This is a genomic window from Pseudomonas sp. NBRC 111124 (assembly GCF_001320245.1).
Taxonomy (GTDB): Bacteria; Pseudomonadota; Gammaproteobacteria; order Pseudomonadales; family Pseudomonadaceae; genus Aquipseudomonas.
In genome coordinates this window covers 51,698-75,306 of record NZ_BCBA01000013.1, presented here as the reverse complement: position 1 = coordinate 75,306, position 23,609 = coordinate 51,698, and the positions used below count along the sequence as shown (strand labels likewise).

Annotated in this window: 24 protein-coding genes; 6 read left to right on the top strand and 18 right to left on the bottom strand. The window is 63.2% G+C overall.

Annotated elements, in window-relative coordinates; all coding sequences use genetic code 11:
- Positions 1 to 350: 350 nt before the first annotated feature.
- On the top strand, positions 351 to 620 hold the full coding sequence (locus APH28_RS06940) for a hypothetical protein (RefSeq protein WP_060508225.1): 270 nt from the start codon (positions 351 to 353) through the stop codon (positions 618 to 620).
- 101 nt (positions 621 to 721) lie between these two features.
- Here the strand turns inward: APH28_RS06940 and APH28_RS06935 are convergent, their stop codons facing one another.
- Entirely contained in the window at positions 722 to 1,489 is a 768-nt protein-coding gene (locus tag APH28_RS06935) for an ABC transporter substrate-binding protein (RefSeq protein ID WP_060508224.1), read from the bottom strand.
- A gap of 123 nt (positions 1,490 to 1,612) precedes the next feature.
- Between APH28_RS06935 and dnaX the strand changes: the two genes are divergently transcribed.
- Both dnaX and APH28_RS06925 read left to right on the top strand, forming a co-directional pair.
- A complete protein-coding gene (gene dnaX, locus APH28_RS06930; RefSeq protein ID WP_060508223.1) occupies positions 1,613 to 3,640 on the top strand; it encodes a DNA polymerase III subunit gamma/tau in 2,028 nt (675 codons plus the stop codon).
- A 64-nt stretch (positions 3,641 to 3,704) separates the two neighbouring features.
- Positions 3,705 to 4,040: a YbaB/EbfC family nucleoid-associated protein gene (locus APH28_RS06925; RefSeq protein ID WP_027921266.1), complete on the top strand. Its 336-nt coding sequence runs from the start codon at positions 3,705 to 3,707 to the stop codon at positions 4,038 to 4,040.
- An 85-nt stretch (positions 4,041 to 4,125) separates the two neighbouring features.
- Here APH28_RS06925 and proC read toward each other — a convergent pair whose 3' ends face one another.
- Positions 4,126 to 4,920 carry a pyrroline-5-carboxylate reductase gene (proC, locus tag APH28_RS06920; RefSeq protein ID WP_060508222.1) on the bottom strand — a complete coding sequence of 265 codons (795 nt, stop codon included), beginning with the start codon at positions 4,918 to 4,920 and terminating at the stop codon, positions 4,126 to 4,128.
- A gap of 361 nt (positions 4,921 to 5,281) precedes the next feature.
- Here proC and APH28_RS06915 point away from each other — a divergent pair, with 361 nt between their 5' ends.
- Positions 5,282 to 6,595, top strand: coding sequence for an MFS transporter (locus APH28_RS06915; RefSeq protein ID WP_060508221.1), 1,314 nt, complete (start codon positions 5,282 to 5,284; stop codon positions 6,593 to 6,595).
- Positions 6,596 to 6,651: 56 nt separating this feature from the next.
- A complete protein-coding gene (recR, locus tag APH28_RS06910; RefSeq protein ID WP_054884114.1) occupies positions 6,652 to 7,254 on the top strand; it encodes a recombination mediator RecR in 603 nt (200 codons plus the stop codon).
- 35 nt (positions 7,255 to 7,289) lie between these two features.
- Here the strand turns inward: recR and APH28_RS06905 are convergent, their stop codons facing one another.
- From APH28_RS06905 to ccoN (APH28_RS06830), 16 genes are all read right to left on the bottom strand, one after another.
- Positions 7,290 to 7,838, bottom strand: a complete 549-nt coding sequence (locus APH28_RS06905; protein ID WP_009683910.1) for an adenine phosphoribosyltransferase — start codon at positions 7,836 to 7,838, stop codon at positions 7,290 to 7,292.
- A gap of 55 nt (positions 7,839 to 7,893) precedes the next feature.
- Positions 7,894 to 8,628, bottom strand: coding sequence for a Crp/Fnr family transcriptional regulator FnrA (gene fnrA, locus APH28_RS06900; protein WP_060508220.1), 735 nt, complete (start codon positions 8,626 to 8,628; stop codon positions 7,894 to 7,896).
- A 185-nt stretch (positions 8,629 to 8,813) separates the two neighbouring features.
- Positions 8,814 to 10,196: an oxygen-independent coproporphyrinogen III oxidase gene (gene hemN / locus APH28_RS06895; RefSeq protein ID WP_060508219.1), complete on the bottom strand. Its 1,383-nt coding sequence runs from the start codon at positions 10,194 to 10,196 to the stop codon at positions 8,814 to 8,816.
- Between the two features lie 104 nt (positions 10,197 to 10,300).
- Positions 10,301 to 10,984 (bottom strand): sulfite exporter TauE/SafE family protein, encoded by a 684-nt coding sequence (locus APH28_RS06890; protein WP_060508218.1) that lies wholly within the window; start codon positions 10,982 to 10,984, stop codon positions 10,301 to 10,303.
- On the bottom strand, positions 10,977 to 11,192 hold the full coding sequence (gene ccoS / locus APH28_RS06885; RefSeq protein ID WP_060508217.1) for a cbb3-type cytochrome oxidase assembly protein CcoS: 216 nt from the start codon (positions 11,190 to 11,192) through the stop codon (positions 10,977 to 10,979). The genes APH28_RS06890 and ccoS overlap by 8 nt, the downstream gene beginning before the upstream one ends.
- Complete coding sequence (locus APH28_RS06880; protein WP_060508216.1) at positions 11,174 to 13,645, bottom strand: heavy metal translocating P-type ATPase; 2,472 nt, start codon at positions 13,643 to 13,645, stop codon at positions 11,174 to 11,176. The genes ccoS and APH28_RS06880 overlap by 19 nt, the downstream gene beginning before the upstream one ends.
- A gap of 38 nt (positions 13,646 to 13,683) precedes the next feature.
- The gene (locus APH28_RS06875; RefSeq protein WP_060508215.1) at positions 13,684 to 14,211 is read right to left on the bottom strand and encodes a FixH family protein; all 528 of its coding nucleotides are present in this window, start codon (positions 14,209 to 14,211) and stop codon (positions 13,684 to 13,686) included.
- Positions 14,212 to 14,228: 17 nt separating this feature from the next.
- A complete protein-coding gene (ccoG, locus tag APH28_RS06870; RefSeq protein ID WP_060508214.1) occupies positions 14,229 to 15,644 on the bottom strand; it encodes a cytochrome c oxidase accessory protein CcoG in 1,416 nt (471 codons plus the stop codon).
- 293 nt (positions 15,645 to 15,937) lie between these two features.
- Positions 15,938 to 16,918 (bottom strand): cytochrome-c oxidase, cbb3-type subunit III, encoded by a 981-nt coding sequence (ccoP, locus tag APH28_RS06865; protein WP_060508213.1) that lies wholly within the window; start codon positions 16,916 to 16,918, stop codon positions 15,938 to 15,940.
- On the bottom strand, positions 16,915 to 17,106 hold the full coding sequence (locus APH28_RS06860; protein WP_027921276.1) for a CcoQ/FixQ family Cbb3-type cytochrome c oxidase assembly chaperone: 192 nt from the start codon (positions 17,104 to 17,106) through the stop codon (positions 16,915 to 16,917). Before APH28_RS06860 ends, ccoP (APH28_RS06865) begins: the two co-directional genes overlap by 4 nt.
- A 5-nt stretch (positions 17,107 to 17,111) precedes the next feature.
- On the bottom strand, positions 17,112 to 17,720 hold the full coding sequence (ccoO, locus tag APH28_RS06855; RefSeq protein WP_060508212.1) for a cytochrome-c oxidase, cbb3-type subunit II: 609 nt from the start codon (positions 17,718 to 17,720) through the stop codon (positions 17,112 to 17,114).
- Complete coding sequence (ccoN, locus tag APH28_RS06850; protein ID WP_060508211.1) at positions 17,720 to 19,162, bottom strand: cytochrome-c oxidase, cbb3-type subunit I; 1,443 nt, start codon at positions 19,160 to 19,162, stop codon at positions 17,720 to 17,722. The genes ccoO (APH28_RS06855) and ccoN (APH28_RS06850) overlap by 1 nt, the downstream gene beginning before the upstream one ends.
- A 362-nt stretch (positions 19,163 to 19,524) precedes the next feature.
- Entirely contained in the window at positions 19,525 to 20,466 is a 942-nt protein-coding gene (gene ccoP / locus APH28_RS06845; protein ID WP_060508210.1) for a cytochrome-c oxidase, cbb3-type subunit III, read from the bottom strand.
- On the bottom strand, positions 20,463 to 20,669 hold the full coding sequence (locus APH28_RS06840; protein ID WP_054884102.1) for a CcoQ/FixQ family Cbb3-type cytochrome c oxidase assembly chaperone: 207 nt from the start codon (positions 20,667 to 20,669) through the stop codon (positions 20,463 to 20,465). The genes ccoP (APH28_RS06845) and APH28_RS06840 overlap by 4 nt, the downstream gene beginning before the upstream one ends.
- A 5-nt stretch (positions 20,670 to 20,674) precedes the next feature.
- Positions 20,675 to 21,283 carry a cytochrome-c oxidase, cbb3-type subunit II gene (ccoO, locus tag APH28_RS06835; RefSeq protein WP_060508209.1) on the bottom strand — a complete coding sequence of 203 codons (609 nt, stop codon included), beginning with the start codon at positions 21,281 to 21,283 and terminating at the stop codon, positions 20,675 to 20,677.
- A gap of 13 nt (positions 21,284 to 21,296) precedes the next feature.
- A complete protein-coding gene (gene ccoN, locus APH28_RS06830) occupies positions 21,297 to 22,721 on the bottom strand; it encodes a cytochrome-c oxidase, cbb3-type subunit I (RefSeq protein WP_060508208.1) in 1,425 nt (474 codons plus the stop codon).
- A gap of 51 nt (positions 22,722 to 22,772) precedes the next feature.
- On the opposite strand from ccoN (APH28_RS06830), the gene APH28_RS06825 reads away from it, so the two are divergent.
- Positions 22,773 to 23,465: an alpha/beta family hydrolase gene (locus tag APH28_RS06825; protein WP_060508207.1), complete on the top strand. Its 693-nt coding sequence runs from the start codon at positions 22,773 to 22,775 to the stop codon at positions 23,463 to 23,465.
- The last annotated feature ends 144 nt before the right edge of the window (positions 23,466 to 23,609 follow it).

Here is a 23,609-nt window from a genome sequence, read left to right as displayed (position 1 = left end):
ACGTGCAGACAACTATGATATTTCAAGGGCTGCAGCGTTCGCCTGGAAATCTCCTGCTTTAGAACGAGAAATTTCCTACACGCATTCCTTTCGTGAAGATTTATCCTACGCAACCTGTCGCCACCCGTCTGATTGTCCCTGGGAAGCCCGCGCTTTAGCATTTTGTGGTCGCTGTCGGTTCAGCGATCGGGTGTGGAAGCCCAGCGGTGTGGCGAATGTCGTTATGACAGTTGTGCGCGGGAGGTTCTCAAGCCTGCCGGGCTCGCCGTACCCTGGTCTTCCACCCCGCGTACAACTGTCACCCTTTCGCGTGGAAGCGAAAAGGGGGCACCAACTCGGTACGGTGACCTATGAAAAAGATTGTTCCAGATCCACCCCACAACCTCGATCTCCAGCCAGGCAAGGTCCTGTCTCGTGCCATCAGCGAGGGTATAGTCCCGATGGAATACGTACTCATGAACGTCTCCCATTATCTGATGTTCGCCTACAGCGACAGTCGGCGGGCGCTTGAGCGCATTGAGGACGAAGAGACGAGGCAATTACTCCAGCATGGCTTGCGGGCGATGCAGATTGCCTGTGGACAGGCGGATGCGTTGGTGGCGGCTGTGGAGCAGAAGTGATTGTGAGGGCTGGCAGGTGCTTGTCACAAGAGCTTCAGCGCCTGTGGCAGGCACCTTGCGGCCTTTCGCGCAATTGCCAATGAGCCGTTTCGAGCCCGGCCTCAAGGCCGCGCCCCAAGACCCTCCCCCGAATACTCCGCCGCCCCATACCGCTGCACAATGCGATCAATAGCCCCGGATTCCTTCATCCGCACCAGTGCCCGCAAAACCCCCTGGGTCGGTATCGCCGGGTCATTCCTCACCATGCACCCCAGCGCCTGCTCCTCCAGTACTGCCTGCACCTGCAGCCGCTGCCCGGCTGGCAAACCCTGGTTGAACCACTGCAGCGATAGCTCATTGCTCACCGCGTGCTGATACCGCCCGACCTGCAGCTTCTGTAGCGCCAATTGCTGGCTACGGCTGTCTTCGCGCTGCAAGCGTCCTTGGGCAAACAGCGGCTCTAGGGTGCCATAGGCATAGCCAAGCACCGTGCCAATCGCCTGGGGTGGCAGTTGTTCGGGCTGGACAGCATCGTTGTCGCCCGGCCGCCCGACCAGTACATCGCGCTGCTGAATCAACGGGATGCTCCAGACAAAATTGCCTGGGCGATCATTGAACCACCGGGTGCTGGCATAGCAGCGCACATCGATATCGCCAGCATCCATCGCCTGCTGCAGGCGCAGGCGGGCCATCACGTGATACTCCGGGCGCACGCCGGCTTCCCGGGCCAGTGCCTGGAGAAGGTCGAACACCAGCCCCTCCACCGGCTGGTCGCCTTCCAACCGCACCAGCGGCATGCTCCAGCTCTCGACCACGGAAAAACGCAGCACCGGTTGTTCCGCCAGGCTATGGGCGGTCCAGAGCAGTAGCAGAGCCAACAGTCGTCGCAAAGCACATCCTCCTTGAACTACGCGCCAGTTGCTTAGCTTAGACGAACCATGCAGGGTGCAATTTTGCCCCCGCTCCGCTAGCATTAGCGATCTTCCGCTCGATCAGGCTGCGATGGTTTTTCGATGAGTTATCAGGTTCTTGCACGTAAATGGCGTCCGCGCTCGTTCCGCGAAATGGTCGGCCAGACCCATGTGCTCAAGGCCTTGATCAATGCCTTGGACAACCAGCGCCTGCACCACGCCTACCTGTTTACCGGTACGAGGGGGGTGGGCAAGACTACCATTGCGCGAATCATCGCCAAATGCCTCAACTGCGAGACCGGCATTACCTCCACGCCCTGTGGCACCTGCTCGGTATGCCGGGAGATCGATGAAGGCCGTTTCGTCGACCTGATCGAGATCGACGCCGCGAGCCGCACCAAGGTCGAAGACACCCGCGAACTGCTCGATAACGTGCAGTACGCGCCGAGCCGTGGGCGCTTCAAGGTCTACCTGATCGACGAAGTGCACATGCTCTCCACCCACTCGTTCAACGCCTTGCTCAAGACGCTGGAAGAGCCGCCGCCCTACGTCAAGTTCATCCTTGCCACCACCGACCCTCAGAAGCTGCCTGCCACCATCCTGTCGCGCTGCCTGCAGTTCTCGCTGAAGAACATGAGCCCGGAGCGGGTGGTCGAACACCTGAGCCACGTGCTGCAGGCCGAAAACGTGCCGTTCGAGCCAGATGCCCTGTGGCTGCTCGGCCGTGCCGCCGATGGTTCCATGCGTGACGCCATGAGCCTCACCGATCAGGCCATCGCCTTCGGCGAGGGTAAGGTTTTGGCAGCCGATGTGCGCGCGATGCTTGGCAGTCTCGATCACGGCCAGGTGTATGGTGTGCTGCAGGCGCTGCTCGAAGGGGATGCGCGGGCGCTGCTTGAAGCTGTGCGCAACCTTGCCGAGCAGGGGCCGGATTGGAGCGGCGTACTCGCTGAAATGCTCAATGTGCTGCACCGCGTGGCGATCGCCCAGGCGCTGCCCGAGGCGGTGGACAATGGCCAGGGGGACCGCGAGCGGGTGTTGGCGTTGGCCTCGGCGTTGCCGGCCGAGGATGTGCAGTTCTACTACCAGATGGGCCTGATCGGCCGCCGTGACCTGCCATTGGCACCGGACCCGCGGGGCGGTTTCGAAATGGTCCTGCTGCGCATGCTCGCGTTCCGCCCGGCTGATACCGACGATGCGCCGAAGCCGGTGCTAAAGCCAGTGGGGATCAGCCAGGCCACAGCTGATCCGGCAACCTCGGTGGCAGCGCCAGCCGTTGCTGCCGTAGTGGCGTCTGAACCTGCGCCGGTGGCGCCTGTCTCACAGGCTGAAATCGCTCCGGTAGTGGAGGCGGCCCCGGAACCTGAACCTGAAGCTGCTGCGCCTGAGTCGGTAGTGGTGGAAGAGGTCATCGACCTGCCATGGGAGGAGCCCGCGGTGGCGACTGCGCCTGTGCCCGAACCCGAGCCTGTACCGGCTCCAGCTCCGGCCCCGGTTGCAGCCTCGCAAAACCCGCAGCCAGCCTATGACGAGCCGCCCTTCGACCCGTCTGCCTACGCTGCAGCTGGCATGGACCGCGACGACGAGCCGCCTATGGATGAGGACTATTACGGTGGCGAAAGCGATCCGGTAGGCTTCAGCTATCTCGACGAGCTGGCCGAGCATGTTCAGGAAGAAAAACCGGTAGCCGCCCCCCAGCCGTTGCCGGCAGCCAAACCGGCCACTGGGCTGGCGCTGCAATGGCTGGAATTATTCCCACAGTTGCCTGTGTCCGGCATGACAGGCAACATCGCAGCAAACTGCACGCTGATCTCGGCGGAGGGTGACGACTGGCTGCTGCACCTGGACCCGGGCCAGGGCGCGCTGTTCAACACCACTCAGCAACGCCGGCTGAACGAGGCGCTCAATCAGCACCTGGGGCGCACGCTGAACCTGCGCATCGAGCTGATCCTGCCCGAGCAGGAAACCCCGGCGCAGGCAGGTGCGCGCAAACGTGCCGAACGTCAGCAGGATGCCGTGACCTCCATCGAGCAGGATCCGCTCATCCAGCAGATGATCAAGCAGTTCGGTGCCAAGGTGCGACAGGATACTATTGAGCCTGTAGATGCCCTGGTCAGCCAGGGCCAGTAACCGATAACCATGCGGCCGGCCCCGTGCAAGGCCGCATCACATGACCCAATCGAGGTATACCCCCATGATGAAAGGTGGCATGGCCGGCCTGATGAAGCAGGCCCAGCAGATGCAGGAAAAGATGCAGAAGATGCAGGAAGAGCTGGCCAACGCCGAAGTCACTGGCCAGTCCGGTGGCGGCCTGGTGAGCGTGGTGATGACCGGTCGTCACGACGTCAAGCGTGTCAGCATCGACCAGAGCCTGATGTCGACCGATGAAGACGACAAGGAAGTGCTGGAAGACCTGATTGCCGCTGCGCTGAACGACGCGGTGCGCAAGATCGAGCAGAACAGCCAGGACAAGATGGGCAACATGACCGCTGGCATGCAGTTGCCACCGGGCTTCAAGATGCCGTTCTAAGGTCTCGGCAAGTTCAAGAAGCCGCCGCTGGGTATCCAGTGGCGGCTTTTTTGTTTGAATGATTGACCAATTAAAAGTCGTTCGCTCAAGCCTCTTTCGACAGTTCCATCGAGCGTCGATGCGCGGCTGAAGTTGCCTGTTCCACCAGTTCGCGAAGTTTGCGTTGACTTTCAAATACTTCAATAGCCGCAGCGGTAGTGCCGTTAGGTGAAGTTACCGCGGCGCGCAGTTCGGTGAAATCGGCATAAGCCTGATGTTGCACAGTGGCTGCGCCGAACGCAGTTTGCGCCGCCAGGTTTCGTGCCAGTTCAGCCCCCAGCCCCAGCTTCACCCCTGCGTCGGCAAGTGCTTCACTGAACAGGTGGTAATATGCCGGGCCGCTGCCGCTGATGGCTGTGACCGCATCCAGCTGTTGTTCTTCATCCACCCAGTAAGCCGCGCCTACCGCCTCGAATAGGCGGCTTATCACTGCCTTGCGCGTTGCATCGAACTGCGCACCTGCATACAGGCCGGTGCAGCCCGCACCCAGCAGTACCGGAGTATTTGGCATGGCCCGCACCACCGGGCAGCGCTGGCCGACGGCGTCGCTCAGGCTGGCCTCGGTAACTCCCGCAGCCACCGAGACCACTGTGGCCTGGCTGCACTGGCGATCACTCAATCCGGCGAGCGCGCTGCTTGCGTAGGCTGGCTTGACTGCGAGCACGATCAGTTCGAATGCCTGCTCGGCGGGTACATCGTGCAGTCGGGTGTAGCGGCCTGCTGCGGCGTCCGCGCTCAACCCTGGGTCGACGATGCTCAACCGCTGGACCAGCCCGCCCTTGATCCAGGCGTCGCCCAGTGCGCCGCCCATGCGCCCATAACCGATGAATAGCACGTTCATTCAATGCCTCGCGTTGTGTTTGTTGTTATGTCGCTTTTAGATTAAAGGCTTTTTCACTAAAGGTGCAACCTAGTGCAACCTCCAAATACTGGATGGTAACTGTGGAGCGGCAATCAAGTCCGTGACTCGCCGGTCATCGATGCACCCTTTCGGTGATACGTGGCGTTTTTGCTGTTTCACTGAATCAAATTAGGGCATTTCTCTATTATTTTCGGGTTGAGTCAAGATTAATCGTTTAATCATGGTTGCACCTTTTTTATAAGTTTGAATAAGATTCGCTCGCAACGGTGCAACCCGGTTGCTCTTTTGCGCCAATTCACACTGTGCTCGCCGACATAACATCAAAAAAGCGGAGACTTGAATGACGCCTTCCAGTGCAACCCCCTCAGCAAACCAAGGGCGTGGCCGAGCCTTGGTCGCCAGCCTTACCGGCAGCTCCATCGAATGGTTCGACTATTTCCTCTACGGTACCGCCGCCGCCCTGGTATTCAACAAGCTGTTTTTCCCCACCTTCGATCCAGTAGTGGGCCTGTTGCTGGCTTACTTGTCGTTTTCCCTGACCTTCTTCGTGCGGCCCATCGGTGGTGTGCTGTTTGCCCATATTGGCGACCGCATCGGGCGCAAGAAGACACTGGTCATCACCTTGTCGCTGATGGGAGGCGCAACCGTGCTGATCGGTTGCCTGCCCACCTATGAGCATATCGGCGTGTGGGCGCCGGTGCTGCTGATCACCTTGCGCGTGATCCAGGGCCTGGGCATCGGTGGCGAGTGGGGTGGCGCGCTGCTGCTGGCCTATGAATACGCCCCGGCAAATCGTAAAGGCCTGTTCGGCAGTGTGCCGCAGGTTGGTGTGACGGTGGGCATGCTGCTGGCGACCATGGCCGTAAGCCTGATGGCCATGCTTCCGGACGAGCAGTTCATGAGTTGGGGCTGGCGGGTGCCGTTCGTGCTCAGTGCCGGGCTGGTATTCCTGGGCCTGTGGATTCGCCACGGCCTGGACGAAACGCCGGACTTCAAGAAAGCCAAGGCTTCCGGCAACGTGGCGAAGATGCCGCTGGTCGAAACCTTGCGCGACCACTGGCGCGAAGTGCTGATTGCCGCCGGCCTGAAAGTGGTGGAAACGGCGCCCTTCTATATCTTCTCGACCTTCGTGGTCAGCTACGCGGTCACCACGCTGGGCTACGACAAGGTCAGCACCCTCAATGCCGTCATGGTTGGCGCGGCGGTCGCTTCGCTGATGATCCCGGTCATGGGTTGGCTGTCGGACAAGGTCGGGCGCAAAGCGGTGTACATCGCCGGCATCCTGCTGATCGCCGCGTTCATCGTGCCGTACTTCATGTTGCTCGACACCCGTACAACCTGGGGGCTGATGCTGGCGACCGTGATCGCCTTCGGCGTGCTGTGGGCGCCGGTGACCGCCGTGCTTGGCACCATGAGTTCGGAAATCTTCTCCACCCGGGTGCGTTACACCGGCATCACCCTGGGCTATCAGCTGGGCGCTGCCCTGGCCGGCGGCACCGCACCGTTGATCGCCACGTTCCTGCTCAGTCGCTACAACGGCAGCTGGCAACCGGTGGCCTTGTACCTGCTGGCGACGGTGGCCATCTCACTGGTGGCGGTGTTGGCCGTGCGTTCGGGCCCGGGTGAAAAGCCTGGTAAGCCAGCGTTGATTTGACGCAACAGGCACTGGTGGGTATAAACCGGCTCTTATTGATTTGTCAGGCCTTACCCATGAGCTTCAGCCCCCTGATCCGCCAACTGATCGACGCCCTGCGTACCCTCCCGGGTGTCGGCCAGAAAACCGCCCAGCGCATGGCCCTGCAGCTGCTCGAGCGTGACCGCAGTGGCGGCCTGCGCCTGGCCCAGGCACTGAGCCAGGCCATGGAGGGGGTAGGGCATTGCCGCCAGTGCCGGACCCTGACTGAGCAGGAACTGTGCCCGCAGTGCAGCGACCCGCGCCGCGACGATACCCAGCTGTGCGTGGTGGAGGGGCCGATGGATGTGTATGCGGTGGAGCAGACTGGCTACCGTGGGCGCTACTTTGTGCTCAAGGGGCACTTGTCACCGCTCGATGGCCTGGGCCCTGAGGCGATTGGTGTGCCGCAGCTAATGGCGCGGATCGAGGAGCAGGGCAGCTTCACCGAGGTGATTTTGGCGACCAACCCGACCGTGGAAGGTGAAGCGACGGCGCACTACATCGCCCAGTTGCTGAACGAGAAAGGGCTGGTGGCGTCGCGGATTGCCCATGGTGTGCCGCTGGGCGGGGAGCTGGAGCTGGTCGATGGCGGGACGCTGGCTCATGCGTTTGCCGGGCGCAAGCCGATCTCGCTGTAATGGGCTGGAGCCGCAAAGCGGCCCCAGACAGCAACTCAGTATTCGCTCAGGGAAAACTCGGTCAGGCAGAAGGTCGGGACCCCGGCCGCCTGCAGTCGGCGCGAGCCATCCAGCTCCGGCAGGTCGATGATCGCCGCTGCCTCGAACACCTGTGCCCCGGTGCGACGCACCAGGTTGGCCGCGGCCAGAAGGGTGCCACCGGTGGCAATCAGGTCATCGAAGATCAGCACCGAATCGCCTTCGCACAGGCTGTCGGCATGCACTTCCAGGAAAGCTTCGCCATATTCGGTCTGGTAGCCCTCGCTCAACACGTCAGCCGGCAGCTTGCCCTGCTTGCGGAACAGGATCAGCGGCTTGTTCAGCTGGTGGGCGATGATCGAACCGATCAGGAAACCACGTGCGTCCATGGCGCCGATATGGCTGAACTCAGCCTCGACGTAACGCTCGATGAACTGATCGGCAACATAGCGCAGCCCGCGCGGCGACTGGAACAGCGGGGTGATGTCGCGGAAGATCACGCCGGGCTTGGGGAAGTCCACCACCGGGCGGATCAGGGCTTTGAGGTCGAAGGCGTCGCTGTGCATTGTCGCGGGTATCCTGGGAAAACGAATGCCCAAGTATACCCGCTAAACGCTGGGCTCAGGCCTCGATTGCACCGCCGGCCAGGGCGCACAGCTGGATCGGGTCAAGGATATGCACTTCTTTGCCTTCGGCGCGGATCAGGCCGTTCTGCTGGAAGCGGGTGAACACCCGTGACACGGTTTCCACCGCCAGGCCCAGGTAGTTGCCGATCTCGTTGCGCGACATGCTCAGGCGGAACTGGTTGGCCGAGTAGCCGCGGGCGCGGAAGCGTGCGGACAGGTTGACCAGGAAGGTGGCGATGCGTTCATCGGCGGTCTTCTTCGACAGCAACAGCATCATCTGCTGGTCATCGCGAATTTCGCGGCTCATCACCCGCATCAGCTGGCGACGCAGCTGTGGCAGCTGAACGGAGAGCTCATCGAGGCGCTCGAAGGGGATTTCACAGACCGAGGTGGTTTCCTGGGCCTGGGCCGACACCGGGTAGGCCTCGGTGTCCATGCCGGACAGGCCGACCAGCTCGCTGGGCAGGTGGAAGCCAGTGATCTGTTCTTCGCCGCTGTCGCTCAGGCTGAAGGTTTTCAGGGCGCCGGAACGTACGGCGTAAACCGAGCCGAAATTGTCACCCTGGCGGAACAGGAACTCGCCTTTCTTCAGCGGGCGACCGCGTTTGACGATTTCATCCAGTGCATCCATGTCTTCCAGGTTGAGCGAAAGAGGCAGACACAGGGGGGCCAGGCTGCAATCCTTGCAATGGGCCTGGTTGTGAGCGCGCAGTTTGACTGGCTCGGACATTTGGATCGATCCTTGTGGGAAAGCACACATAAGTCGTAAGGGTAACCTACGACACAGGGTGTAGGCCAGTTGCGCGTTTGTGGTGCGCTCCGGCGAAGCCCCGGCAAACAACCTGCCGGGAGTCCTAGTGTGCCCATAGTGTGCCTGGTCAAGGGGGTTGTCTATGCGGTCGATCGACTGGCGCGTCAGATCACCCGCGAGAAACGCTGACGGTTGTGCATCGCCAGGTAGGCATCGAACACCATGCACACCGAGCGCGCCAACAGTCGCCCGGCGGGCAGGATGCGGATGCCCTTGTCATCCAGGCTGATCAGGCCGTCGCGCTGCAGGGTCTGCAGCTCTGGCCAGAGGTCGTTGAAATAACCACGGAAATCGATGGTGAAAGCCTCCTCGATCGGCTCGTAGTCCAGTTCGAAATGGCAGATCAGCTGCTGGATCACGGCCCGCCGCAAACGGTCATCGTGGTTGCAGACCAGCCCGCGCTGGGTGGCCAGCTGGGCGTTGGACAGGGTGTCCTGGTAGGTATTGAGGTCACTGCTGTTCTGGCAGTACAGGTCGCCGATCTGGCTGATCGCCGATACCCCCAGGCCGATCAGGTCGCAATGGCCGTGGGTGGTATACCCCTGGAAGTTGCGCTGCAGGGCGCCTTCTTCCTGGGCGATCGCCAGCTCGTCGTCGGGCAGGGCGAAGTGGTCCATGCCGATGTAGCGGTAGCCGGCGGCGGTCAACTGCTCGATGGTGTTGCGCAGCATCTCGAGCTTCGCTGCCGGGGTCGGCAAGTCGTTGCTGTCGATACGCCGCTGCGGCATGAAGCGCTCGGGCAAGTGGGCATAGTTGAACACCGAGAGGCGGTCCGGTTGCAGGCGGATCACCTCGTCGACGGTGCGGGCGAAGCCGTCAACGGTCTGTTTGGGCAGGCCGTAGATCAGGTCGAGGTTGACCGAGCGGAACTGCAGGGTGCGCGCGGCTTCGATCAGGGTGCGGGTCTGCTCCAGGCTCTGCAGGCGGTTGATCGCACGCTGCACAGCCGGGTCGAGGTCCTGCACGCCGAGGCTGACGCGGTTGAAACCGAGTTCGCGGAGCAGGCCCATGGTCGACCAGTCGGCTTCGCGCGGGTCGATCTCGATGCCGTAATCGCCAGAATCGTCATCCAGCAGGTTGAAGTGCTGGCGCAGGGTGGCCATCAGCTGGCGCAGTTCCACGTGGCTGAGGAAGGTTGGCGTGCCACCACCGAAATGCAGCTGTTCAACACGCTGTTTAGGGTCCAGGTGGCAGGCGATCAGCTGGATCTCCTGCTCCAGGCGCTGCAGATAGGGCGCAGCGCGGCCGCGGTCCTTGGTGATGACCTTGTTGCAGGCGCAGTAGTAGCAGATGTTGGCGCAGAACGGCACGTGCACGTACAGCGACAGCGGGCGCACCGCCCGGCGGCTCTCGCGCAGGGCGTGCAGCAGGTCGAACGAGCCTACCTCGCTGTGCAGTTGCACGGCGGTCGGGTAGGAGGTGTAGCGCGGGCCGGCGAGATCGTAGCGGCGGATCAGGTCGGCATCCCAGCTTAAGTCGGCGAGCATGTGGGCGGTCCCCGGGTGATGCAGCAATGTCCGGAGTCTAGGGCTGTCTGTAAGAAACTGTGTTGATTTGTATCAAGGCACACAGGGGCTGCCTTGCGGCCCCATCAGTGGCCCATGAGCCAATGCTGGTGCGGGCCAGGCAACGTCCATAGGCCAAACAGGATCACCAGCACCCCGCCCGCCATGCGCACGCTGCGCCGCCTCAACAACGCGTTTACCCGCTCCGCCGCCAATCCGGTGGCCAGCAATATCGGCCAGGTGCCCAGCCCAAACCCCAGCATCAGCGCCGCGCTGTACCCCGCATTGCCCTGACTGGCCGCCCACAGCAAGGTGCTGTAGACCAAGCCGCACGGCAACCAGCCCCATAGCGCCCCCAGCAGCAGTGCGCGGGGCATGCTGGACACCGGCATCAGGCGCGATGCGACCGGCTGGATATGCCGCCACAACCCTCGGCCCAGTGCTTCGATGCGGGTCAGCCCGCTCCACCAGCCGGCCAGGTACAACCCCATGCTGATCAGAAGTAGCGCGGCCACCACGCGCAAGGCCATGGCCGCCGGGCTGCTGGCCAGCGCCCAGCCGGCCAGGCCGAGTAGCAGGCCGGCGCAGGCATAGCTGAGGATGCGCCCCAGGTTGTAAGCCACCAGCAGGCGCAGGCGTCGGCCCCGTTGCTCGGGCGGGATGGCCAGGGTCAGCGCGCCCATCAGGCCGCCGCACATGCCCAGGCAATGGCCGCCACCGAGCAGGCCGAGCACCAGTGCCGAGCCGAGCAGGGGAAGCAGATCAGCCACGGGGTGGTGCTTCCTTGACGTCTGGCGCTGCGGTTTCTTCGGATTTGACGGCTGCCTGGTGACGCGGGTCCTGGTCATCGAACAGGATGCTGTGGGCTGGGCCTTCGAGGTCGTCGTACTGGCCGCTGTCCACTGCCCAGAAGAAGATGTAGACGGCCACGCCAACCAGCAGCAGGGCGGCCGGGATCATCACATAGAGGGCGGGCATGGCGACTTCCTTCCGTAAGCTTCTGGGGCGTTCGCGGACAGGCCCGCGGCCGCCGGTAGGCGGGTCAGGCGCAGGGCATTGAGCACCACGATCAGCGAACTGACCGACATGCCGATGGCCGCCCAGACCGGGGTGATCCAGCCTAGCGCGGCGAACGGCAACATGAGGCCATTATACAAGGTCGCCCAGAGCAGGTTCTCGATGATGTTGCGGCGGGTGCGACGGGCCAGGTCGAAGGCCTGCACCAGTGCCTGCAGGCGGTTGGACAGCAGCACCGCGTCGGCGCTGGTCTTGGCCAGGTCCGTAGCGCTGCCCATGGCGATGCTGATGTCGGCGGCGGCCAGCACCGGCACATCGTTGACCCCGTCGCCGAGCATCAGCACCTTGCGCCCGGCGGCCTGCAGTGCCTTGAGGCGCTCGAGCTTGTCATCCGGGCGCAGGCCACCGATGGCCTGGTCGATGCCCAGTTGCGCGGCGACTTCGGCGACCATCGGCGAGCTGTCACCGGACAGCAGTAACGTGCGCCAACCGCGTGCCTGGCAAGCGGTGAGCAGGGCCGGGGCATCCTCGCGCAGGCGATCATCGAGGCCGAACCAGGCCAGCGGACCCTGGCGGTCGCCGAGCAGCAGCCACTGGCCGCGAGGCTCCGGCACGGCGGGGATTTCGGCGCCGCTGAGGGCGCAGACGAACGTGGCCTGGCCAATACGCAGTGGCTGGCCGTCGACCCTGCCTTCGAGCCCGAGCCCCGGAACGGTCTGCACCTCATCGGCGGGGCAGGCAGTGCGACCGAAGGCACGGGCGATCGGGTGTTCGGAGCGGTTCTCGAGGGCGGCGGCGAGGGCCAGGCAGCGGTCGGCAGGCAGTGCCGCCAGCGGGCGGATGCTGCGCAGGGTCAGGCGGCCTTCGGTGAGGGTGCCGGTCTTGTCGAAGATCACCGTGTCGATCTGGTTGAGGCCTTCCAGCACATGGCCGCGGGTCACCAGCAAACCGAGTTTGTGCAAGGTCCCAGTGGCGGCGGTGAGGGCGGTTGGGGTGGCCAGGGACAGGGCGCACGGGCAGGTTGCCACCAGCATGGCCAGGACGATCCAGAACGCCCGCGCCGGGTCCAGGTACCACCACCACAGGCCGATGGCCACGGCGGCCAGCAGCGAGAACAGCAGGAAATACTGCGAAGCGTGGTCGGCGATTTCCGCCAGCCGTGGTTTTTCGGTCTGCGCCCGTTCGAGCAGGCGGACAATGGCCGACAGGCGCGAGTCCTGGCCGAGGGCTTCGACTTCCACGTTCAGCGTGCTCTCGACATTCAGCGTGCCGCCGGTGACGCGCTCGCCGACCCGCCGCGGTTGCGGCAGGTACTCGCCAGTCAGCAGCGATTCGTCGACGCTGGAGCGGCCTTCGACGATGCGCCCGTCGGCCGGGATCACCGCGCCGGGCAGCACTTGCACGGTGTTGCCACGCTGCAGCTCACCGAGCAGGATGCGTTCGGCCCGCCCGTAGCTGTCCAGGCGCAGGCACGACGCTGGCAGCAAGTTGACCAGCTGCGCGGTGGCTGCAGCCGTGCGTTCACGGGCGCGGCGTTCCAGGTAGCGGCCAGTGAGCAGGAACAGCGCGAACATGCCGACGGTATCGAAATACAGTTCGCCGCTGCCGGTGACGGCCGTCCAGATGCCTGCGCCGAAGGCCAGGCCAATGGCCAGCGACACCGACACGTCCATGGTCAGGTGGCGGGTGCGCAGGTCGCGCGCGGCGCCCTTGAAGAACGGCGCGCAGCTGTAGAACACAATGGGAATGGTCAGGAACAGCGCGACCCAGCGCAGGATGGTGTGCATCTCTGGCGACAGGTCGATGTTGAATTCCGGCCAGGTGGCCATCGTCGCCATCATCGCCTGGAACCACAGCAGCCCGGCCACGCCCAGGCGACGCAGGGCGCTACGGTTCTCCCGGGCGAGCTGCTCGGCGGCCTGGTCGGGCTGGTACGGGTGAGCGGCATAGCCGATCTGGCGCAGTTCGGCGAGCAGCCGGGACAGCGGTAGTTGTTGGTCGTCCCAGCTGAGTAGCAGACGGTGGTTGGACAGGTTCAGGCGGGCTTCGGCGACGCCGGGCAGGTTGCGCAGGTGCTTTTCGATCAGCCAGCCGCAAGCTGCGCAGCTGATGCCTTCCACCAGCAGGGTGGCTTCGGCGAGGTCGCCGGCATGGCGGACGAACTGCTGCTGTACATCGCTGCGGTCATACAGGGCCAGCTCGTCCTGCAACTGCTTAGGCAGCGCTTCGGGGTTGGCGCTGCTGTCACTGCGGTGCTGGTAGTAATGCTCCAGGCCCCCGGCGACGATGGACTCGGCCACCGCCTGGCAGCCCGGGCAGCAGAACTGCCGGCGCTCGCCGAGGACCTCGGCAGTAAAGCGGCTGCCGGCGGGGACGGGCAGGGCGCAGTGGTAGCAGGGGGTGGGTTGGGTCATCACTTCATGGCCTTACACAAATCGGCTGGCTGGCGCTGCTACAGGTGCTCGGCACCTTGGATGGCTTCGTCACCCAGCTGCAAAGTGACCCCATGCTCGACCTTCTCTTCCTCGAACAACCGCCACACATGCTCGTCCTGGCTACCGAGCAGCTCGACGAACCGACGTCCGTCAACCTTGTCGTCCAGCTGGCCGACATAGCGCCCGGTCTCGACCCGGCTGAGCAGTACCTTGCGGTCCTTGTCCGGCTGGGTCGGTGAAATCAGGTTCAGTTCCAGGTGCTGCGGGTCACTGTTGCCGTTCAGGCGCACATCCACCTCGCCGGTCAGCTCATCCAGGTGCACGCTGGCCTTCAGGTTGAGGGTCTGGGCCAGCAGCTCACGGTCCAGCGAGCGGTTGATGCCCTTTCCAGCCTCGTAGTAATTGTCGTTGACCAGGTTGTCCGGGTTGCGCACGGCAATGCTGACCATGGTCAGGCTCAGGCACACCGAGGTGGTCAGGATGCCGATGATGATCCAGGGCCAGAGGTGCTTGTACCAGGGGCTGGCGGCGGTGGCGGCAGGCATTGTCAGTGTTCTCTCTGTCAGCGGATCTGTGGGCCGATGAAGCGGCTCTTGGCTTCGACCTTGGCGGCGCTGTCGTCGGCGCTCTTGAGGATGAAGGTGATTTCGTTTGTGGTCGAGGGCAGTTTCTCGGGGGCGATCGACAGCTGTACCGGCAGGCTGACGATATCGCCAGCAGCCACGCGGATTTCGCGCTGGCCTTCCAGGCGCAGGTCGGGCAGGCCGGCGGCGTCCAGCACGTAGACGTGGTCGCGCTGGTCCTTGTTCATGACCTTGAGGCTGTACACGTTCTCGATCCGGCCCTGGGCGTTCTCGCGGTACAGCACGCGGTCCTTGCTGACGTCGAAACCGACCAGCGAGCGGGTGGCGAAGGCCGTACCCAGGCCGATGATCATCACCAGCAGCACCACGGCATAGCCGATCAGGCGCGGGCGCAGCATGTGGGTCTTCTGCCCCGAGAGGTTGTGCTCGGTGGTGTAGCTGATCAGCCCTTTGGGGTAGTTCATCTTGTCCATGATGCTGTCGCAGGCGTCGATGCACGCGGCGCAGCCGATGCATTCGATCTGCAGGCCGTCGCGGATGTCGATGCCGGTGGGGCAGACCTGCACGCACATCGTACAGTCGATGCAGTCGCCCAGGCCTTGGGCCTTGTAGTCGCTGTCCTTCTTGCGCGGGCCGCGGGTTTCGCCGCGGCGCGGGTCGTAGGAGACGATCAGGGTGTCCTTGTCGAACATCACACTCTGGAAGCGCGCATAGGGGCACATGTACACGCACACCTGCTCGCGCAGCCAGCCGGCGTTGCCGTAGGTGGCCAGTGTGAAAAAGCCGACCCAGAAGTAGGCCCAGCCGTCGGCTTGGCCTGTGAAGAATTCGGTGAGCAGTTCGCGGATCGGCGAGAAATAGCCGACGAAGGTCATGCCGGTGACAAAGCCGATCAGCAGCCACAGGCTGTGCTTGGCGAACTTGCGCAAGAACTTGTTGCCGCTCATGGGCGCGCGGTCGAGCTTCATGCGCTGGTTGCGGTCGCCCTCGGTGACTTTTTCGCACCACATGAAGATCCACGTCCACACGCTTTGCGGGCAGGTGTAGCCGCACCATACGCGGCCGGCGAACACGGTAATGAAGAACAGGCCGAAGGCGGCGACGATGAGAATGCCCGAGAGGAGGATGAAGTCCTGGGGCCAGATGGTGGCGCCGAAGATGTAGAACTTGCGCTCCGGCAGGTTCCACCACACGGCCTGGTGGCCGCCCCAGTTCAGCCACACTGTGCCGAAGTAGAGCAGGAACAGCACGGCCCCGCCGACCATCCGCAGCCTGCGGAAGATGCCGGTGAAGGCGCGGGTGTAGATTTTCTCGCGAGCGGCGTAGAGGTCGACGGAATCCTTCCCTTTGCTGGCAGGCGGGGTGACGTCATGTACCGGTATTTGCTTGCTCATCATCAAGTCCCACGGCAGTGGAGAAACGCCGCGGCCAGTGCATGCCGGCCGCAGTCTCGCGCATGCTGCTAGCGCGCTGCGGTCCATGATACGCCGCTGGTGGCGCTATGGGATCGCGCTGCGACCTTTAGTCGCGTTGGGTTCGTGGTGTGAAACGTGTTATGGCGGGTGTCAATTGATCCAGGTCATCTCGTGCTGCTTTTGCCGGCCTCTTCGCGGGTCAAGCCCGCTCCTACAGGGATCACACATACCTGTGTAGGAGCGGGCTTGCCCCGCAAAGGACCTGGCCTGCCTTACTCGGCCTGCTGGGCCGGTTCAGCCTGGTGCGACAGGCTGTACACATAAGCCGCCAGCAAATGCACCTTGTCATTACCCTGCAGCTGTTCCTGCGCCGGCATCTGCCCCTGGCGGCCATAGCGAATGGTCTGTTGCAGCTGGGCGAAGCTCGAACCGTAGATGAACGCCTGCGGGTGGGTCAGGTTCGGTGCACCCATGGCTGGCGTACCCTTGCCCTCCGGCCCGTGGCAGGCCACGCAGTTGGCGGCGAACAGCTTCTGGCCGTTCTCGGCATCAGCCTTGGCGCCTTCCGGCAGCGTGCGACCGTCGAGCTTGCTGCTGACGAATGCAGCGACATCGGCCACGCCTTGTTCGCCGAGCACTTCACCCCAGGCCGGCATCACGCCATGGCGGCCGCCCATGATGGTGGTCTTGATGGTTTCCGGCTCGCCGCCCCAGCGCCAGTCCTGGTCGGTCAGGTTGGGGAAGCCATAGGCACCCTTGGCGTCGGAGCCGTGACACACCGAGCAGTTCGAGGCGAACAGGCGTGCGCCCATCTTCAGTGCCTGCGGGTCCTTGGCTACCTCTTCGATCGGCATCGCCGCGAACTTGGCGAAGATCGGCCCGAAGCGTGCGTTGGCCTTGGCCATTTCCTTTTCCCACTCGTGCACGCCGGTCCAGCCCGGCTGGCCGTTGGAAAACTCGGTCTGCTTGTCGTTATCCAGGTAGGCGTAGCCCGGCAGAATGCCTTTCCAGTTACCCAGACCCGGGTACAGCACCAGGTAGCCGAGGGCGAAGACGATGGTGCCGACGAACAGCCAGAACCACCATTTGGGCAGCGGGTTGTCGTATTCCTCGATGCCATCGAAGGCATGCCCGACGGTTTCGTCAGTCGCCTCTTCGCGCTGGCCCTTGCGGGTCGACAGCAGCAGCCAGGTCAGCGAGAAGATGGTGCCCAGGGTCAGGACGGTAACGTACAGACTCCAGAAGGTTGTCATTGTTGTTTGCTCCCAGAAGCTTTTGCTTGCTCGACGTGCTTGCTGGCCCCGGGATCATCCGCAAAGGGCAGTTGGGTCGCTTCGTCGAAGTCCTTCTTGCGCCGTGGGTTGAACACCCACAGTGCCAGGCCCACGAAGGCCACCATCACCACGACGGTGCCCAGGCCACGAATCATCCCGATATCCATCAGCGTCACCGTTTGCTTTTGATGATGGTGCCAAGACCCTGCAGGTACGCGACCAGTGCGTCCATTTCGGTCTTGCCCTTGACCGCGTCGCGGGCGCCGGCGATGTCGGCGTCGCTGTACGGCGTGCCCAAGGTACGCAGCACTTCCAGCTTCTTCGCGGTGTCCTTGCCGTCGAGCGTGTTCTCGACCAGCCAGGGGTAGGCCGGCATCTTCGACTCCGGCACCACGTTGCGCGGGTTGTACAAGTGCGCGCGGTGCCAGTCATCGGAGTAGCGGCCACCGACGCGGGCCAGGTCCGGGCCGGTGCGTTTGGAACCCCACAGGAAGGGGTGGTCCCAGACGCTTTCGCCGGCGACCGAGTAGTGGCCGTAGCGTTCGGTTTCGGCGCGGAACGGGCGGATCATCTGCGAGTGGCAGCCGACGCAGCCTTCACGGATGTAGATGTCGCGGCCTTCTACTTCCAGCGCGGTGCGCGGCTTCATGCCTTCGACCGGCTTGTTGGTGACGTCCTGGAAAAACAGCGGGACGATCTGGGTCAGGCCACCGACGCTGACGGCGATGACCATGAAGAAGGCCAGCAGGCCTATGTTCTTCTCGACGGCTTCATGCTTCATCAGTGCGCTCCCACGACGACGATCTTGGCGGCTTCTTCGGCCTGTACCGGGTTGGCGGCACGTACGGTACGGAACACGTTGTAGGCCATCAGCAGCATGCCGCTGGCGAAGAACGCACCGCCCAGGGCGCGGACGATATAGCCAGGATGGCTGGCCTGCAGGGCTTCGACGAAGGAATAGGTAAGCGTGCCGTCATCGTTGATGGCGCGCCACATCAGGCCCTGGGTGATGCCATTGACCCACATCGAGGCGATGTACAACACGGTGCCGATGGTCGCCAGCCAGAAGTGCGCGTTGATCAGGCCGACGCTGTGCATCTGCTCGCGACCGTAGAGTTTCGGGATCATGTGGTAGACCGCGCCAATCGAGATCATTGCCACCCAGCCGAGGGCGCCGGCGTGAACGTGGCCGATGGTCCAGTCGGTGTAGTGCGACAGCGAGTTCACGGTCTTGATGGCCATCATCGGGCCTTCGAAGGTGGACATGCCGTAGAACGCCAGGGACACCACCAGGAAGCGCAGGATCGGGTCGGTGCGCAGTTTGTGCCAGGCGCCCGAGAGGGTCATCATGCCGTTGATCATGCCGCCCCAGCTCGGTGCCAGGAGGATGATCGACATCACCATGCCCAGCGACTGCGCCCAGTCCGGCAGCGCGGTGTAGTGCAGGTGGTGTGGGCCGGCCCAGATGTACAGGGTGATCAGCGCCCAGAAGTGAACGATCGACAGGCGATAGGAGTAGATCGGCCGTTCAGCTTGCTTGGGCACGAAGTAGTACATCATCCCCAGGAAGCCGGTGGTGAGGAAGAAGCCCACCGCGTTGTGGCCGTACCACCACTGGATCATTGCATCGGTGGCGCCGGCGTAGGCCGAATACGACTTGAACAGGCTGACCGGCAGCGAGATGTGGTTGACGATGTGCAGCATCGCGGTGACCACGATGAATGCGCCGTAGAACCAGTTGCCGACATAGATGTGCTTGGTCTTGCGCTTGACGATGGTGCCGAAGAACACCAGCCCGTAGGTGACCCAGACGATGGCCAGGAGGATCGCCAGCGGCCATTCGAGCTCGGCGTATTCCTTGGTAGTGGTGTAGCCCATCGGCAGGGTGATCAGCGCGCCGACGATCACCGCCTGCCAGCCCCAGAAGGTGAAGGCGGCCATGCTGTCGGAGATCAGCCGGGTTTGGCAGGTCCGCTGCACGACGTAGTAGCTGGTGCCGAACAGCGCACAGCCACCGAAGGCGAAGATGACCAGGTTGGTGTGCAGTGGGCGCAGGCGGCCGAAGCTGGTCCAGGGCAGGTCCAGGTTCAGTTGCGGCCACACCAGCTGCGAGGCGATGAAGACGCCCAGGCCCATGCCAAGGATCCCCCAGACCACCGTCATGATGGCGAACTGGCGGACGACCTTATAGTTATAAGCAGTCGGACTGATTGCTGTGCTCATTCTAAGGTTCCACGGTTTTGGTGTTCTTGTTGGTCGAAAAATCGGCGCCAGTATCGATAACCACTTGGGCTATGGCAACGCAAGGATCCCTGCGCCGACCCGTGTCCGTGCCCTTTCGCCGGTGTCCCACGGCGAGAGGGTCAGGACGATTGTACACAAATAAATATTTGTAATGTGTACCGTTTTTCATCTTTTTCTGATCGATCGGTCAAGCTTTTTCTGAGGGGCGGCATCAGGCTGCACCGCGTCTGCTTCGGCCCTTACGGAGCGAAGCCCACTGGGGCAACAAGCTTAGTTCTGTTCGGAGGGGGTGCAAGGGGGGCGTAGAGCGGGGAAAGGGGCCGCAAGCGGCCCCGGAGGTGTCACTGGGCGGTCAGGTTCTCGGCGGCGTCAGCCTGCGACAGGCTGTACACGTACGCAGCCAGCAGGTGCACCTTGTCATTGCCCTGGATCTCCGCCTGGGCCGGCATCTGCCCCTGGCGGCCGTAGCGAATGGTCTGCTGCAACTGGGCAAAGCTCGAACCATAGATGAACGCCTGTGGATGGGTCAGGTTCGGCGCGCCCATGGCTGGCGTACCTTTGCCTTCAGGCCCGTGGCAGGCCACGCAGTTGCTGGCGAAGATTTCCTTGCCCTTGAGCGGGTCGGCCTTGACCCCTTCCGGCAGGCTGCGGCCATCGAGGTTGGTCAGCACGAACGCGGCGACGTCCGCCACGCCTTGTTCCCCGATCACCTCGGCCCACCCCGGCATCACGCCGTGGCGGCCATTCATGATCGAGGCCTTGATGGTTTCCGGCTCGCCGCCCCAGCGCCAGTCCTGGTCGGTCAGGTTGGGGAAGCCGTAGGCACCCTTGGCATCCGAGCCGTGGCACACCGAGCAGTTGGAGGCGAACAGGCGGCTGCCCATTTTCAGCGCTTGCGGGTCCTTGGCGACTTCCTCTACGGGCATGGCCGCGTACTTGGCGAAGATCGGGCCGAACTTGGCATCAGCCTTTTCCATCTCCTTCTGCCACTCGTTGGCACCCGTCCAGCCATTCTCGTAGCCGGGCAGGATGCCTTTCCAGTTGCCCAGGCCCGGGTACAGCACCAGGTAGCCGGCACCGAATACCAGGGTGCCGACGAACAGCCAGAACCACCACTTGGGCAGTGGGTTGTCGTACTCCTCAATGCCATCGAAGCTGTGCCCCATGGTCTGGTCGGTGGTGCTGTTGCTCTGGCCCTTGCGGGTCGATAGCAACAGCCACGCCAGGCCGATCAGGCTGCCGAGGGTCAGTACGCTGATGTAGGTACTCCAGAAGGTGGTCATTGCGCTTTGCTCCTCACAGCCGCAGTCATGGCAGCAGGTTCCTGCCCGGCGGGGGGCAGGCGGTCGTCGACGAAGGGCAGCAGGCGCGCTTCGGCGAAATCATGGTCGCGGCGACGGTTGAACACCCACAGCGAGAGGCCGATGAAGGCGATCATCACCACCAGGGTGCCCAGGCCACGGATCATGCCGATGTCCATTTCCATACCGGTTACCTCTTGTTCTTGATGGCGGTGCCGAGCACCTGCAGGTAGGCGACCAGGGCGTCCATCTCGGTCTTGCCCTTGACCGCGTCACGAGCGCCAGCGATGTCCTCATCGGTGTACGGCACGCCCAGGGTGCGCAGGGTGCGCATCTTGGTGTCGGTGTGGCTGTTGTCGACCTTTTCGGCGACCAGCCACGGGTAGGACGGCATCTTCGACTCCGGCACCACGTTGCGCGGGTTGTACAGGTGCGCGCGGTGCCAGTCGTCCGAGTAGCGGCCGCCGACGCGGGCCAGGTCCGGTCCGGTGCGCTTGGAGCCCCACAGGAACGGGTGGTCCCAGACGCTTTCGCCGGCGACCGAGTAGTGGCCGTAGCGTTCGGTTTCGGCGCGGAACGGGCGGATCATCTGCGAGTGGCAGCCGACGCAGCCTTCGCGGATGTAGATGTCGCGGCCTTCCAGTTGCAGCGCGGTGTACGGCTTCATGCCTTCGACCGGCTTGTTGGTGACGTCCTGGAAAAACAGCGGGACGATCTGGGTCAGGCCGCCGATGCTCACGGCAAACACCATCAGCAGGGCCAGCAGGCCGACGTTTCTTTCGATGACTTCATGTTTCATCAGGCAGGTCTCCTCAAGCCAGCTGGGCGTTCGCAGGGGCAGCGTCAAGCGCTGGCGAACGCACGGTGCGCCAGGTATTCCAGGCCATCAGGAACATGCCGCTGAGGAAGATCGCGCCACCGACGAAGCGCACGATGAAACCTGGGTGGCTGGCCACCAGGGTTTCCACGAACGAGTAGGTGAGGGTGCCGTCGCTGTTGACCGCGCGCCACATCAGGCCCTGGGCGATGCCGTTGACCCACATCGAGGCGATGTACAGCACGGTGCCGATGGTCGCCAGCCAGAAGTGCGCGTTGATCAGGCCCAGGCTGTGCATCTGCTGCTTGCCGAACACTTTCGGGATGGTGTGATACAGCGCGCCGATCGAGATCATCGCCACCCAGCCGAGGGCGCCGGCGTGCACGTGGCCAATGGTCCAGTCGGTGTAGTGGGACAGGGCGTTGACCGTCTTGATGGCCATCATCGGGCCTTCGAAGGTGGACATGCCGTAGAACGCCAGCGACACCACCAAAAAGCGCAGGATCGGGTCGCTGCGCAGTTTGTGCCACGCCCCGGAGAGGGTCATCATGCCGTTGATCATGCCGCCCCAGCTGGGCGCCAGCAGGATCAGCGACATCACCATGCCCAGCGACTGCGCCCAGTCCGGCAGCGCGGTGTAGTGCAGGTGGTGGGGGCCGGCCCAGATGTACAGGGTGATCAGCGCCCAGAAGTGGACGATCGACAGGCGATAGGAATACACCGGGCGCTCGGCCTGCTTGGGCACGTAGTAGTACATCATCCCCAGGAAGCCGGCGGTCAGGAAGAAGCCCACTGCGTTGTGCCCATACCACCACTGCACCATGGCGTCGGTGGCGCCGGCATAGACCGAGTACGACTTGGTCAGGCTGACCGGCAGCTCCAGGTTGTTGACGATGTGCAGCAGTGCCACGGTCAGGATGAAGGCGCCGAAGAACCAGTTGCCCACGTAGATGTGCTTGGTGGTGCGCTTCATCAGCGTGCCGAAGAACACGATGGCGTAGCACACCCAGACGATGGTGATCAGGATGTCGATCGGCCATTCCAGCTCGGCGTATTCCTTGGAGCTGGTGTAGCCCAGCGGCAGGGTGATGGCCGCCAGCAGAATCACCAGTTGCCAGCCCCAGAAGGTGAACGCGGCCAGGCCCGGTGCGAAGAGGGTGGTCTGGCAGGTGCGTTGCACCGAATAATAGGAGGTGGCGAACAGCGCACAGCCGCCGAAGGCAAAGATCACCGCATTGGTATGCAGGGGTCGCAGGCGGCCGAAGCTGGTCCAGGGGAGGTCGAAGTTGAGGGAAGGCCAGGCGAGCTGGGCGGCGATGAAGACGCCGAGCCCCATCCCGACGATTCCCCACACCACCGTCATGATGGCGAATTGGCGGACCACCTTGTAGTTATAGGCGGTACTGCTGGTTGTGTTCATGTATGGGTTCCCATCCACGGTTATTTTGGCAGGCTTTACAGCGAGGCAAGCATGAGTAATGGGCAAAGTGCCGGTATTGACGGGGATCAATGGGCGCAAGTCGGAAATGTCCCAGGCTTGCGCTGCGATCCTCCGCAGGTTGAAGGTAAAGACGGCTACAAGGGCTGCCTGATCCTGGCCCATGGCGCAGGTGCGCCAATGGACAGCGGGTTCATGGACGAAATGGCGCAAAGGCTTGCGGCGCTTGGGGTAGCGGTAGTGCGCTTCGAGTTCCCGTACATGGCCGAGCGCAGGGTTACTGGCGGCAAGCGGCCGCCGAACCCGCGGAAGGTGTTGCTGGAATGCTGGCGCGAGGTGTACCGGCAGGTGCGACCTTTGGTCGCGGGCAAGCTGGCGGTGGGCGGCAAGTCCATGGGCGGGCGCATGGCCAGTCTGTTGGCCGACGAATTGGGGGCCGATGCGCTGGTGTGCCTGGGCTATCCGTTCTATGCGGTGGGCAAGCCGGAGAAGCCTCGCGTCGAGCACCTGGCCGAACTGAAGACGCCCACGTTGATCGTGCAGGGCGAGCGCGATGCGCTGGGTAACCGCGAGGCGGTGGCGGGGTATGCGTTGTCGCCGGCGATCGAGGTGAGCTGGCTAGTGGCGGGGGACCATGACCTGAAGCCGTTGAAGGCCTCGGGGTTCAGCCATGAGCAGCATTTGCAGGCGGCGGCGGAGCGGGTTGTGGCTTTTTTACAAGAATAGCGGTGGGGTTTCGTACATTGATCGCCGCCTAATCTAATCAAATCCGGGCTTATTTGTAGGAAAAACTACCCTGCTATGTGGGAACCTTCCTAATCGCCTGCCTCGCATGGACTATCAACAAAGTACAGGCCAATGTAAACGGAA

Coding starts and splice junctions, on each gene's coding strand:
- APH28_RS06940 (WP_060508225.1), top strand. CDS start 351: ATGAAAAAGATTGTTCCAGATCCACCCCACAACCTCGATCTCCAGCCA.
- recR (WP_054884114.1), top strand. CDS start 6,652: ATGAGCTTCAGCCCCCTGATCCGCCAACTGATCGACGCCCTGCGTACC.
- APH28_RS06825 (WP_060508207.1), top strand. CDS start 22,773: ATGAGTAATGGGCAAAGTGCCGGTATTGACGGGGATCAATGGGCGCAA.
- fnrA (WP_060508220.1), bottom strand. CDS start 8,628: ATGTCCGAGCCAGTCAAACTGCGCGCTCACAACCAGGCCCATTGCAAG.
- APH28_RS06915 (WP_060508221.1), top strand. CDS start 5,282: ATGACGCCTTCCAGTGCAACCCCCTCAGCAAACCAAGGGCGTGGCCGA.
- ccoO (WP_060508209.1), bottom strand. CDS start 21,283: ATGAAACATGAAGTCATCGAAAGAAACGTCGGCCTGCTGGCCCTGCTG.
- dnaX (WP_060508223.1), top strand. CDS start 1,613: ATGAGTTATCAGGTTCTTGCACGTAAATGGCGTCCGCGCTCGTTCCGC.
- APH28_RS06925 (WP_027921266.1), top strand. CDS start 3,705: ATGATGAAAGGTGGCATGGCCGGCCTGATGAAGCAGGCCCAGCAGATG.
- ccoN (WP_060508208.1), bottom strand. CDS start 22,721: ATGAACACAACCAGCAGTACCGCCTATAACTACAAGGTGGTCCGCCAA.
- ccoG (WP_060508214.1), bottom strand. CDS start 15,644: ATGAGCAAGCAAATACCGGTACATGACGTCACCCCGCCTGCCAGCAAA.
- APH28_RS06905 (WP_009683910.1), bottom strand. CDS start 7,838: ATGCACAGCGACGCCTTCGACCTCAAAGCCCTGATCCGCCCGGTGGTG.
- ccoP (WP_060508210.1), bottom strand. CDS start 20,466: ATGACCACCTTCTGGAGTACCTACATCAGCGTACTGACCCTCGGCAGC.
- ccoN (WP_060508211.1), bottom strand. CDS start 19,162: ATGAGCACAGCAATCAGTCCGACTGCTTATAACTATAAGGTCGTCCGC.
- ccoP (WP_060508213.1), bottom strand. CDS start 16,918: ATGACAACCTTCTGGAGTCTGTACGTTACCGTCCTGACCCTGGGCACC.
- ccoO (WP_060508212.1), bottom strand. CDS start 17,720: ATGAAGCATGAAGCCGTCGAGAAGAACATAGGCCTGCTGGCCTTCTTC.
- APH28_RS06840 (WP_054884102.1), bottom strand. CDS start 20,669: ATGGAAATGGACATCGGCATGATCCGTGGCCTGGGCACCCTGGTGGTG.
- APH28_RS06875 (WP_060508215.1), bottom strand. CDS start 14,211: ATGCCTGCCGCCACCGCCGCCAGCCCCTGGTACAAGCACCTCTGGCCC.
- APH28_RS06880 (WP_060508216.1), bottom strand. CDS start 13,645: ATGACCCAACCCACCCCCTGCTACCACTGCGCCCTGCCCGTCCCCGCC.
- APH28_RS06860 (WP_027921276.1), bottom strand. CDS start 17,106: ATGGATATCGGGATGATTCGTGGCCTGGGCACCGTCGTGGTGATGGTG.
- ccoS (WP_060508217.1), bottom strand. CDS start 11,192: ATGCCCGCCCTCTATGTGATGATCCCGGCCGCCCTGCTGCTGGTTGGC.
- hemN (WP_060508219.1), bottom strand. CDS start 10,196: ATGCTCGCCGACTTAAGCTGGGATGCCGACCTGATCCGCCGCTACGAT.
- proC (WP_060508222.1), bottom strand. CDS start 4,920: ATGAACGTGCTATTCATCGGTTATGGGCGCATGGGCGGCGCACTGGGC.